This window comes from Streptomyces sp. NPDC056948 (genome assembly GCF_042674225.1).
GTDB classification, from domain to species: domain Bacteria; phylum Actinomycetota; class Actinomycetes; order Streptomycetales; family Streptomycetaceae; genus Streptomyces; species Streptomyces purpurascens.
The window spans coordinates 1-11,563 of record NZ_JBHUQX010000312.1 but is presented as its reverse complement, the minus strand read 5'-3'; the positions used below and the strand labels follow the sequence as shown (position 1 = coordinate 11,563).

The 11,563-nt window shown below is 72.1% G+C and carries 11 protein-coding genes; 5 read left to right on the top strand and 6 right to left on the bottom strand.

What is annotated here, in order from left to right:
* The first annotated feature begins 104 nt into the window (after window positions 1-104).
* Window positions 105-1,172: an NlpC/P60 family protein gene (locus tag ACFTZL_RS31785; protein ID WP_382589675.1), complete on the top strand. Its 1,068-nt coding sequence runs from the start codon at window positions 105-107 to the stop codon at window positions 1,170-1,172.
* Between the two features lie 23 nt (window positions 1,173-1,195).
* On the opposite strand, the gene ACFTZL_RS31780 is transcribed toward ACFTZL_RS31785, so the two are convergent.
* Window positions 1,196-1,939, bottom strand: a complete 744-nt coding sequence (locus ACFTZL_RS31780) for a LuxR C-terminal-related transcriptional regulator (RefSeq protein ID WP_382589672.1) — start codon at window positions 1,937-1,939, stop codon at window positions 1,196-1,198.
* Window positions 1,936-3,222: a PspC domain-containing protein gene (locus ACFTZL_RS31775; protein ID WP_382589669.1), complete on the bottom strand. Its 1,287-nt coding sequence runs from the start codon at window positions 3,220-3,222 to the stop codon at window positions 1,936-1,938. Before ACFTZL_RS31775 ends, ACFTZL_RS31780 begins: the two co-directional genes overlap by 4 nt.
* 178 nt (window positions 3,223-3,400) lie before the next feature.
* On the opposite strand from ACFTZL_RS31775, the gene ACFTZL_RS31770 reads away from it, so the two are divergent.
* Both ACFTZL_RS31770 and ACFTZL_RS31765 read left to right on the top strand, forming a co-directional pair.
* Entirely contained in the window at window positions 3,401-4,864 is a 1,464-nt protein-coding gene (locus tag ACFTZL_RS31770) for a PspC domain-containing protein (RefSeq protein WP_382589666.1), read from the top strand.
* Window positions 4,851-5,069 carry a hypothetical protein gene (locus ACFTZL_RS31765; RefSeq protein WP_382589663.1) on the top strand — a complete coding sequence of 73 codons (219 nt, stop codon included), beginning with the start codon at window positions 4,851-4,853 and terminating at the stop codon, window positions 5,067-5,069. Before ACFTZL_RS31770 ends, ACFTZL_RS31765 begins: the two co-directional genes overlap by 14 nt.
* A gap of 69 nt (window positions 5,070-5,138) precedes the next feature.
* Here ACFTZL_RS31765 and ACFTZL_RS31760 read toward each other — a convergent pair whose 3' ends face one another.
* Together ACFTZL_RS31760 and ACFTZL_RS31755 are read right to left on the bottom strand one after the other, a co-directional pair.
* Entirely contained in the window at window positions 5,139-5,666 is a 528-nt protein-coding gene (locus ACFTZL_RS31760) for a DoxX family protein (protein ID WP_382589660.1), read from the bottom strand.
* 126 nt (window positions 5,667-5,792) lie between these two features.
* Window positions 5,793-7,085: a hypothetical protein gene (locus tag ACFTZL_RS31755; protein WP_382589657.1), complete on the bottom strand. Its 1,293-nt coding sequence runs from the start codon at window positions 7,083-7,085 to the stop codon at window positions 5,793-5,795.
* Between the two features lie 289 nt (window positions 7,086-7,374).
* Between ACFTZL_RS31755 and ACFTZL_RS31750 the strand changes: the two genes are divergently transcribed.
* The gene (locus tag ACFTZL_RS31750; RefSeq protein WP_382589654.1) at window positions 7,375-8,262 is read left to right on the top strand and encodes a DUF4429 domain-containing protein; all 888 of its coding nucleotides are present in this window, start codon (window positions 7,375-7,377) and stop codon (window positions 8,260-8,262) included.
* Between the two features lie 18 nt (window positions 8,263-8,280).
* Here the strand turns inward: ACFTZL_RS31750 and ACFTZL_RS31745 are convergent, their stop codons facing one another.
* Window positions 8,281-9,075 carry a class II aldolase/adducin family protein gene (locus ACFTZL_RS31745; protein WP_382589651.1) on the bottom strand — a complete coding sequence of 265 codons (795 nt, stop codon included), beginning with the start codon at window positions 9,073-9,075 and terminating at the stop codon, window positions 8,281-8,283.
* A gap of 190 nt (window positions 9,076-9,265) precedes the next feature.
* Here ACFTZL_RS31745 and ACFTZL_RS31740 point away from each other — a divergent pair, with 190 nt between their 5' ends.
* The gene (locus tag ACFTZL_RS31740) at window positions 9,266-9,739 is read left to right on the top strand and encodes a pyridoxamine 5'-phosphate oxidase family protein (RefSeq protein WP_382589648.1); all 474 of its coding nucleotides are present in this window, start codon (window positions 9,266-9,268) and stop codon (window positions 9,737-9,739) included.
* 9 nt (window positions 9,740-9,748) lie between these two features.
* Here ACFTZL_RS31740 and guaA read toward each other — a convergent pair whose 3' ends face one another.
* Window positions 9,749-11,329, bottom strand: coding sequence for a glutamine-hydrolyzing GMP synthase (guaA, locus tag ACFTZL_RS31735; protein WP_382589645.1), 1,581 nt, complete (start codon window positions 11,327-11,329; stop codon window positions 9,749-9,751).
* Window positions 11,330-11,563: the final 234 nt, after the last annotated feature.

Genomic DNA, 11,563 nt, shown 5'->3' with positions numbered 1-11,563 from the left:
CTTCCCCTGTGCGGGCCGTCGCCGGGCGCGCAGGCCGCCCGTCCGCTCCCCACGGCGGCCGTCGCACGCACCGGGCGGTCGCAGGAAAGGACGTGGCTCCCAAGGTGGCAGCGCACCGCAAGCCCCGACAGCGCACCGCGAGCGGCAACACGGCCCGTACGGCCGCCACGATCGCGCTCGCCGGCGCGGCGACCGCGACGGGCTTCGACGGAACCGGACACGCCGAACCGCAGCTCACCCCCGGCCAGGTCAAGGCCAAGGTGGACAAGCTGTACCAGGAGGCGGAGGTCGCCACCGAGAAGTACAACGGCGCGAAGGAGAAGGCCGAAGCCGCCGGAGAGCGGCTCAAGAAGCTCCAGGACCAGGCGGCCCGCAAGGAGGAACGGCTCAACTCGGCCCGCGACGCCCTGGGCTCGGTCGCCGCCGCGCAGTACCGGGACGGCGGCATCGACCCCGCCCTCCGGCTCGCCCTGTCCGACGACCCCGACCGGTACCTCGAGAACGCCGAGTTCGTGGAGCGGGCCGGCAACCGGCAGAAGTCCGCCGTCGCGGGCGTCCGCAAGCAGCTCCGGGAGATCGAGCAGTTGCGCGGGGCCGCCCACATCGAGCTGACGTCCCTGAAGTCGCGGCAGACGGAGCTGAAGCGGCACAAGAAGACGATCACCGGCAAGCTGGGCTCGGCACGGCAGCTGCTGTCCCGGCTCACCGCGCAGGAACGTGCCGGCCTGGGCGAAGGTCCGGGCACGAACCGCGCCTCACGCTCCTCGACGGGCGTCCGGGACACCCTGGCGGCCCCCGGGTCAGCCGCCTCGCAGGCGCCCAACGCCCGCGCTGCCGCCGCCGTCTCCTACGCCTACCAGAAGCTCGGCAGCCCCTATGTCTGGGGCGCGACCGGCCCGAACGCCTTCGACTGCTCGGGCCTCGTCCAGGCCGCGTACCGCTCCGCGGGCGTCTCGCTGCCCCGCACGACGTACTCCCAGATCGCCTCCGGCCGCCGCGTCTCCCGCTCCGAACTCCTCCCCGGTGACCTGGTCTTCTACTACGCCGGCATCAGTCACGTCGGCATCTACGTGGGCAACGGGCAGATGATCCACGCCCCGAACTCATCGGCCCCGGTACGGGTCGCCCCGCTCGACGAGATGCCGTACGCGGGGGCCACACGGGTGGTCTGACGAGGGCCGGCCCGGGCCGCGTGTCAGACCAGCCGTCGAGCCGTGGCCCACCGGGTCAGCTCGTGCCGGTTGGAGAGCTGGAGCTTGCGGAGGACCGCCGAGACATGCGATTCGACCGTCTTCACGGAGATGAAAAGCTGCTTGGCGATCTCCTTGTACGCGTATCCCCGGGCGATGAGCCGCAGCACCTCGCGCTCGCGCTGGGTCAGCCGGTCCAGGTCCTCGTCGACCGGAGGCGCGTCCGTGGAGGCGAAGGCGTCGAGGACGAACCCGGCCAGCCGCGGGGAGAACACCGCGTCGCCCTCCTGGACGCGGAAGACGGAGTCGACGAGGTCCGTACCGGTGATCGTCTTGGTGACGTACCCGCGGGCCCCGCCGCGGATCACGCCGATCACGTCCTCCGCCGCGTCCGACACGGACAGCGCGAGGAAGCGGACCGGCTGCTCGGCGTCGGCCATCAACGGGGCACAGCGGCGCAGCACTTCCACCCCGCCACCGCCCGGGAGATGCACGTCGAGGAGGACCACCTCGGGCCGGGTCGCGGTGATGACCGTGACCGCCTGGTCGACGTCCGCGGCCTCGCCGACGACCTCGACACCGGTCTGCTCGGTCTGCCCTATCTCGGCCTGGACCCCCGTACGGAACATGCGGTGGTCATCGACGAGGACCACGCGCGCGCGACGCCCGCCGGTGCCGCCGCCCGACTCCGCGGGCCCGGCCGCCTCCGCCGGTCCCGCCGTACCGTTCGCCTCGGTCGGGTCGCTCATGACGTCTTCTCCGCCCTCTCCATCTCCAGCTCGACCTCCGTGCCGCCGTCCGGCACCGCGCGCAGCCGCGCCGTGCCGCCGTGGCGCTCCATGCGGCCGATGATCGATTCTCTGACACCCATGCGGTCGGCGGGTATCGAGTCGAGGTCGAAGCCGGGGCCGCGATCCCGGACGGACACGAAGACCGTCTTCCCCTCGACCTCGGCGTAGACCTGTACGGCTCCGCCCTCGCCACCGTACTTGGCGGCGTTCACCATTGCTTCCCGCGCGGCCTGCATCTGTGCGCCGGTCCCCTCGTCGAGCGGGCAGTCCCCCACCACCACGACCTCTATGGGCACGCCGTGCTTGTCCTCCACCTCGGCCGCGTTGTGCCGCACGGCGTCGGCGAGCGTGGTGGGTTCGTCGGCCTCGTCCTTGCCGGTGCCCTCGGGCTTGTAGAGCCAGGTGCGCAGGTCGCGCTCCTGGGCGCGGGCGAGGCGGCGCACCTCGTTCGCGTTCTCCGCGTTGCGCTGGATGAGGGTGAGGGTGTGCAGCACCGAGTCGTGCACATGGGCGGCGACCTCCGCGCGCTCCTGGGCACGGATGCGCATCAGGCGCTCCTCGGAGAGGTCCTGCGTCATGCGCACCAGATACGGCCCGGCGAGGAGTGTTATCCCGACGAGGACCGCGAGGGCCGCCTGCAGGACCGAGCCGAGGTGGGCGGCGGAGCCCTGCAGGACGAAGATGCCGGAGACGCCGGCCGTCACCAGCAGCACCCCGCCCACCGCGCGCAGCAGCGTGACCGTGCGCCGGCGGCGGCCGACCTCGACCCAGCGGGCCCGGCGGGCGTTGTCCGCCTGCCGCCAGACCAGGGCGACGCCCGCGCCGACGAGCACCGCCGGCCAGAGGTACACCCGGGCCCCGCCGCTGAGGTTCACGTTGCCCACGAACACCAGGGCCACGGCGACCATGAGCAGCAGGGCCACTATCTGGCCCTTGTCGGGTTTGCGGGCGGCGAGTCTGCGGCGGCCGTCGGGCGCGGTCTCCGAGGCGGCCGGCGGCTTCTGCGCGTCGACTCCGCCGACGCCGAGCGGGACGAAGAACCAGAACGCGGCGTACAGCAGCGCACCGAGGCCGTCGGCCATGAACAGGCCGACGAACACGAGCCGCACCCAGACGACGGGCAGCCCGAGATGCCCGGCGAGGCCTCGCGCCACGCCACCGAGCCAGCGTCCGTCGCTGCTGCGGTAGAGCTTGCGCGGCGGCCGCGGTTCGGCGAGTGGCGCTGCTGCGGCTTCCGACATGCCATTGATGGTCACACGGCCGCAAGGCCGGAGCATCAGGGTCGACCCCGGAGACTCCCCTGATCTCCTGCGGCAGGCCCGTCGAACGCTTCCCGAGCCGTCCCTCAGGGCCGATATCAGGGTCCGGCCAGGGTCGTTCCGACTGCCGCCGCGGCGCCGCGCCCGTCACCATGGACCCATGACCGATCACGAGCACGCCGCGACGGGCCCGGGACCCGGCTCCGGCCCGCGCCCCGCTCCGGGCGCCGGGCCGCAGGATGCCGCGCCCGCCGGCTCCCGCACGCAGGGGCGTGCGGGCGCGGGAGAACAGGGAGGAGCCCCCGACGCGGCCGACCCTGCCGGGGAAGCCACCCCACCCGGCCCGCCCGGCCCTCCCCGCGCCTTCCGTCGCGACCGCCGCCACAAGACCCTGGCCGGCGTCTGCGCCGGACTGGGGCGGCAGTGCGACATGGACCCGGTGATCTTCCGGATCACGCTCGCGGTGCTCTCCGTCACCGGCGGCATCGGTCTGCTCTTCTACGGCTTCGTCTGGCTCCTCGTCCCGTACGAGGACGAGGACGAGAACGAGGTGCGCAAGCTGCTGACCGGCCGGGTCGACGGCCAGGCGCTGACGGCCGTGCTGTTCGCGCTGGTCGGCTGCGGAGTGTTCCTGACCCTGCTGAACAACGGCGGAGTGCTGACCTTCGCCTTCGTCCTCTCCATACTCCTGGCCGGCTCCGGATACTGGTCACGCCAGCGCGGCGCCCCCAGCCCCGACCCGCTGGCCGCCCAGGCCGCCGCCGACGCCCCGCCCGAACCCCAGGCGCCGCCGGCCCTTGTCACCTCCCCCTCCTGGTGGCGCGACCCCATCGTCAAGGACGGCACCCACATCGGCGGCACGGGCTATCTGTGGGGCCCCCGCGACACCCGCGACCCGGACGTCGCGGCAGCCGTCAACATCGGGCTCGGCACCCGGGCCGGCGGCCGCGAGGACATACCCGTCCCGCGCGGTCGGCCGCCCCAGCCGCGCGGTCCCCGCTGGATCGGCGGCTGGGTCTTCCTGCTGGCCCTGCTCGCCGGTGCCCTGGGCACCGGCCTGACCTGGGACGAGCACCCGCTGGGCACCAGCCTGCAGACGGGTCTGGCCTGCGCGCTCGCCGTCCTGGGCCTGGGCATAGCCGTCAGCGCCTTCCTGGGACGGACCGGGGCGGGCTCGATCCTCCTGGCGATCATCACGGCCGGACTGCTCGCCGGCTCGGCGGCACTGCCCAAGGACATCGGCACCCAGTGGTCCCGCACGACCTGGCGGCCCGCCACGGTGGCGGACGTACGGCAGCAGTACGAACTGGGCACCGGCGTCGGCGTCCTCGACCTGACCGGGCTGGACGTGGCCGGGAGACAGACCGTGACGACAAGCGCCGAAGTGGGCATCGGCCGGGTGAAGGTGCTCGTGCCGGAGGACGTGACCGTGCGGCTGAGCGTAGACGTAGGGCTCGGCGACCTTCAGCTACCGGGCGACGACACGAAGGACGTGGACGTGAAACCGGGCCAGCAGAAGCAGATCACCCTCTCCCCCGCCAAGGGCGTCGAGAGGTCCGGCACCATCGATCTGGACCTCCAGATCGGCATGGGACAGGTGGAGGTGACCCGTGCTGCGTCATGAGCCCCAGCCCGGAAAGCTGGTCGCCGGTGTCGTCCTCGTCCTGGCGGGCGTCCTCTACGCCGGTGACGCGGGCGGCGCCTGGGAGATCCCGTGGTTCGTGGCGATCCCCCTCGTCATGGGCGGACTGTGCCTGGCCGGCGCGGTGGCGTTCCTGACGGGCCGCCTGCGAAGACGCCGCACGACGGGCCGTACCGCCACCGACTAGAGCCCGCCGGGGCACCGGCCACCGGTGCCCCGGGCCCGGCTACCGGTACTCCGGCTACCGGTACTCCGGCTATCGGTACTCCCGCCTCTGCCGTCGTCGTGACCTCAAGGCGGCGTCAACGGACAGCAGGGGCGCGCCCGCCAGGACGAGGGGGGTCCAGGCCATGAGGTAGGCGAGGTCGTTGCCGTAGTAGTACGGATCGGAGGCCCAGCTCACGGTCAGCCACAGGCTGAGCGAGATCAGCGCGCCGCCGAGTGCGGCCAGACGGGCGAGCACACCGAGCAGGGTGCCGATGCCGACGGCCAGTTCGCCGAAGGCGATGGCGTAGCCGAAGCCGACCGGGCTCTTCAGGGAGAGGTCGACCAGGGCGGGAATGGCAGACGAGTCGCGGACGGCGCGCATCATGTCGCCGATCGACCCGGCGCCGGCGTCCTTCATGAAGGCGCTGTCGGTGATTTTGTCCAGGCCGGCGTAGATGAAGGTGACGCCGAGGAAGATGCGCAGAGGAAGGAGGGCGTAGCGGCCGGCGGTGTCCCGCCAGCCTCCGTCGCCGCGGAAGTGGGGGGAGCCTGTGTCCGTTCGCATACTGTGAGTCATCGCTGATAGCCGCCTCTCGCCGCCGGTGCCGAGACCCCCTCAACAGACCATACGTACGACAAACAGACCGCGCTCAACCCTGTCTGTCCCCAATTTCTGCCCGACCGCCGGAGACGGCAGGCGACGTCACTCCGTCACATCAACCGCGTACCGATTCGTTTCCACCCCCGCGGCCGTGACCACCTGCACGTCCACCCGCCCCGGTTCCACATCCGCCGGCACCGGCACCGTCAGCAGCGTGTCCGCCGGGTTGCTGAAGCCGCCGGGTACCGGTACAAGCGGGACGTGGACGTGCACGGCACCCACCCGGACGACCATCCGGGCCAGCCGGTCGGCCCCCTGCGCCCCCGGCGGGACGAACCCGGCTCCCCGGATCTCGATGTCGTCGCCCGTGCGGATCGGCCCGTCGAGGTCGCCCGCCTCCCGGGCCCTGACCACGGAGAGGATGACCGGCCGGCCGCCCTCCGCGTACTTGCCGGCCAGATAGGTCGCGGCCGACACCAGGACCACCACCGCCAGCCCCCACGGCAGATCCGGCAACTGGTCCGGCCGCCTGGCCAGCCGCACCGCCGCGAAGACCAGGGCGACACCGCTGATGACGACGTACTGGATGTCGGCGAAGGTGCCCCGGCCGGCGTCGTCGGTCAGCAGGTCGGCGGCTCGCGGCCGGTCGGCGCGCACCTTCTGCAGCCGTTGCCCCAGCACCCGCAGCCCGATCACCCGCCGCACGAGCACGGCGATCCCGCACACCACGGCGAGCACGGTCACGACCCCGGCGCCGCGGGCGAGTTCCAGCCCGGAGATCAGCGCGTCCCGCTCCCGGTGCCGGGAGGCGGCCGCCAGCCGCCCCGCCAGCACGAGCACCGCGTAGGCCACGAACAGCACCCACACCGCGGCGACCGTGCGGGAGGTGGACAGCCGGTTGTCCTCGCCGATCACCGGCGCCAGCGCACCGCCCTTCGACCGGTGGAACCACGACGCCGCGGTCACCGCACCGGCCACCGCCAGGGCGGCGGCCAGCCCGGCCGTACGCGCAGCCGTCCAGCCCGCACCGACCGCGGTGAGGCACTGCCCGAGCAGCAACAGCACGACGGCCGCCCACACCACCCCCGCCGTGCGGCGCCACAGTCCCGTCAGCCAGGCCTGGCCCTCGGCCCGGCCGCGCTCGGCGACGAGTTCCGCGGACTGCGCCAGTTCCTCCGAGACCCACTGCCGGGAAGCCGAGGCGGAGTGGGCCACCGCGGCCGGCAGCCCCTGCCCGGCCGCGAACTCGTCACGCCTGCGCAGGAACGCGGCGACGGCCCGCCGGTGCCCCTCACGCGCCCCGTGCGGGCAGTCCCCGCAGGCGCACCCGCCTTCATGAGCACCGCCGTGAGTGCTGCCATGAGTACTGCCGTGGCCGCCCGCGTACCCGCTCACGGGCCCACCGGCGTACCGGCCCGCATACGCCCCCGCATCCGTATACGCCCTCGCATCCGCGTACCCACCCGCGTCCGCGCCGCCCTGTCCCTCGCGCACCGCCACGCCCGACGCCCGCCTTCCCGCGACCCAACCACCGTCGGCCTTCCGGACCCCGGAAACACCGCTGTACAACTCCCGTGCGACGACAGCGAATTGTGCCCTACACCAGCCGGTTCGCGTCCGCTCGGTCTGGTCAACACGGGTGAACTTCGGCGTGCCGTGTTGACCTGACTGGGAGAATTCCCGTATGACCGAGATCATCCAGCGTGACGGAACCTGGGCCTTCGACGGCGACACGGTCCGGATCACGCCCGGTCTGCACCGCTCCGTGCCGCTGTTCCGGCAGACGTACGGAGAGATCGCCGTGCCGCTCGAGGCGGTCTCCAGTGTCGTCCTCGAACCCGAACGCAGGCGCGGAAGGCTGCGGTTGCGGCTGCGGGAGGGCGCCGACCCGCTGCTCCAGGCGACCGGCGGGCGGCTGCCGGACGCGGCCGATCCGTACCGGCTGACGGTGGACGCCGACCGGACGGGGGTCGCCGAGTACATCGCCGAGGAGATCCGCCGCGCGCTGCTCCTGGACCGGATTCCGAAGGAGCCGGCGAAGGCCTACCTGCTGCCCGGCCCGCCGGTCCCGGTCTCGGTCCGTTCGTCCGACGGGACGGTCTCCTTCGACGGCACCCGGGTACGGATCGACTGGGCCGACACCTCCGAGCGGGTCAAACGCGCCACCGGCCCGCGGGTCATCACCATGGGCGACCTGGTCCAGGTCGAGTGGCTGCCGAACTCCGGCCACGAGGACGGCCTCCTGCGCTTCGTGACCCGCGAGACGGTGTACTCGAAGCTGCCGCCGGAGAAGGACCCGTACGCCCTGGACCTGTGGGGCAGCGTCCGCCGCGACCTGCTCACGGCGCTCGTCGCCACGGCGGTCACGGCCCGGCTGCCGCACCCGTCCACCGACACCGCGCACGACACGTCCGCCCACCAGCCGCTCCCGGCACCGGCGGTACCGCCCGCCTCCGAGCACCACGACGTACTGCTGCGCCGCCTGCGCGAATTGGGCCGGCTGCACCGGGACGGGGTGCTCACGGACGAGGAGTTCGCGATGACGAAAGCGGTGGTGCTGCGCGGCTTCTGATGCCGGGGCAGCAATGGTTCAGCTCAGCAGATCCGGCTCACTCCGGCTGACGTCCTGCCACATCGGCTGGTAGTTGATCCACGCCACCAGGTCGCCGCCCAGTTGCTCCCGTGTCGCCACCGCCATCCGGTGGTCGATCCGGACCGGCCGCCCGGCCGCCTGCGCCGTGAGCTGCACCTGGCAGGACCTCTCCATCGACACGAACCACCAGGCCGCCGCGTCCACCGAGTCGCCGACGGTCAGCAGGCCGTGGTTGCGCAGCACGAGCGCCTTGTGGGAGCCGAGCACGCCCGCGATGCGCCGCCCCTCCTCGGCGTCGACGGCGACGCCGGTGTAGGTGTCGTAGAGGGTGTGGTCCTCGTAGAACGCGCAGCTCTCCTGGGTGATCGGCTCCAGCAGCTCGCCGAGGGCCGCGAGCGCCCGGCCGTGCACCGAGTGGCAGTGGGCGACGGCGACCACGTCGGGGCGGGCGGCGTGCACCTGGGCGTGCACGGTGAACGCGGCCTGGTTGACGTGGTAGCGGCCCTCGACGACCTGGCCGTCCTGGTTGGCGAGCACCAGGTCGCTCACGGTGACGTGCCGGAAGGGCAGCCCGAACGGGTTGACCCAGAAGCAGTCGGTGAACTCCGGGTCGCGGGCGGTGATGTGTCCCGACACGCCGTCCTCGAAGCCGAGCCGCCCGAAGATCCGCAGGGCGCCCGCGAGCCGTTCCTTGCGGTGCCGGCGTTCGTCCTCGACCGACTCGTGCATGGGCGGCATCGCGAACCGCAGCCGGTCGGTGGGCAGCGGCAGGGGCGGGGTGGGCCCGTGCATAGGTCCTCCAGCGCTGTTTCTTCGTACGGGGCGGAAGCTACCGCCGGTCGGGCCGGGATGAACAGAACCGTTTCGTAAAGATGAAACGAGCGCCCCTGTGAGCACCCCCTGCGCACCCTTATGCCCCCGGTCTCCCCTACCCCACGAATAGCCGACAGAAGATGTCGGATTTCGGCGCCACACTCTCCGTATGACAGCGAACTGGGCGGTTTTCACCACCGCCGAACCGGACCTGGCCGACACGGTCGAGAAGCGCTTCGGCGCCTACACCCACCACGTCCTCGCCACCCTCCGCAAGGACGGTTCGCCCCGCACCAGCGGCCTCGAGGTGCGGTTTCTGAAGGGCGAGCTGTGGCTCGGCATGATGCCGGGCTCGCTCAAGGCCCTCGATCTGCACCGCGACCCGCGCTTCACGCTCCAGTCGAACCCCGGGGAGGGCACGGGCATGGGCGGCGGAGACATCCGGATCAGCGGCCGGGCGATCGAGGTCGAAGACGCGGAGACCAAGGCCGGATACGTCGAAGAGGTGGAACCGCCGGAGCCGTTCCACCTCTTCCGCACCGAGCTGACGGAGGTCGTGCGGACCTACGTCGAGGACGACACGTACCTCGTCGTCCAGGTCTGGACGCCCGGCGAGCCCCTGCGCACGATCAAGCGCACCTAGGCAGGGGGATCACTCCCACTCGATCGTCCCCGGCGGCTTCGAGGTCACGTCGAGGACGACGCGGTTGACGTCGCGCACCTCGTTGGTGATCCGGGTCGAGATCTTCGCCAGGACGTCGTACGGCAGGCGCGACCAGTCGGCCGTCATGGCGTCCTCGGACGAGACGGGGCGCAGCACGATGGGGTGACCGTACGTACGGCCGTCGCCCTGGACGCCGACGCTGCGGACGTCCGCGAGCAGGACCACCGGGCACTGCCAGATGTCCCGGTCGAGGCCGGCCGCCGTCAGCTCCTCGCGGGCGATGGCGTCGGCCTCGCGCAGCAGGTCCAGACGCTCCTTGGTGACGTCGCCGACGATACGGATGCCGAGGCCCGGGCCGGGGAACGGCTGGCGCTGGACGATCTCGTCCGGCAGGCCGAGCTCCTGGCCGACCATCCGGACCTCGTCCTTGAAGAGCTGGCGCAGCGGCTCGATCAGCTGGAACTCGAGGTCCTCGGGCAGGCCGCCCACGTTGTGGTGGGACTTGATGTTGGCCGTGCCGGTGCCGCCGCCGGACTCGACCACGTCCGGGTAGAGGGTGCCCTGGACGAGGAACTCCACCGCAGGGCCCTGGTCGGTGATGATCTCGACCTGGGCCTGCTCGAAGACGCGGATGAACTCGCGGCCGATGATCTTCCGCTTCTCCTCGGGGTCGGAGACCCCGGCGAGCGCCTTGAGGAACCGCTCCTCCGCGTCCACGACCTTGAGCTGCACGCCGGTCGCGGCCACGAAGTCCTTCTCGACCTGCTCGGTCTCGCCCTTGCGCATCAGACCGTGGTCGACGTACACGCAGGTCAGCTGGGAGCCGATGGCCTTCTGGACGAGGGCGGCGGCGACGGCGGAGTCCACACCGCCGGACAGGCCGCAGATGGCGCGCCGGTCGCCGACCTGCTCGCGGATCGCGGCGACCTGCTCCTCGATCACACTGCCCGTGGTCCAGGACGGCGTGAGGCCCGCGCCCCGGTACAGGAAGTGCTCCAGCACCTGCTGCCCGTGCGTGGAGTGCATCACCTCGGGGTGGTACTGGACGCCGTAGAGCTTCTTCTCGTCGTTCTCGAACGCGGCGACCGGGACGACGTCCGTGGAGGCCGTGACGGAGAAGCCCTCGGGGGCGGCGGAGCAGGCGTCGCCGTGCGACATCCAGACGGCCTGCTCGGCGGGGGTGCCCTCGAAGAGGGTGGAGGACGACTTGGAGACGTGCAGGCCGGTGCGGCCGTACTCGCGGGCGCCGGTGTTGTCGACGGTGCCGCCGAGGGTCCGCGCCATGAGCTGGAAGCCGTAGCACATGCCGAAGACGGGGACGCCGGCCTCGAAGAGCGCGCGGTCGAGGCTCGGGGCGCCTTCCTCGTAGACCGACGAGGGGCCGCCGGAGAGGATGATCGCCGCGGGGTTCTTGGCGAGGATCTCCTGGACCGGCATGGTGCTCGGCACGATCTCGCTGTAGACCCGCGCCTCGCGGACACGACGGGCGATGAGCTGGGCGTACTGCGCGCCGAAGTCGACGACCAGGACGGTGTCGGGGGCGTTGGCAGCGGGAGTCGCTGATGACACGGGGTGCCTTCCGGCGGTGGGGCGGGGGTCTTGTGCCACCCGATTCTACCGAGGTGCTCGTGGGGAGCGTCCCGCCCACGGACGGTCCGGGCTCCGGCACCCGCGTCTCACCATGCGAACCCGCTTGGACGCCGTGCCGCCCCAGGGCATACTTGCGCCATGCTCACGCACCAGACCTTCCGCTTTACCTATGGCACCCGGCCCGCCGGCTGCCATGGTCGTGCTGCTTGAGCA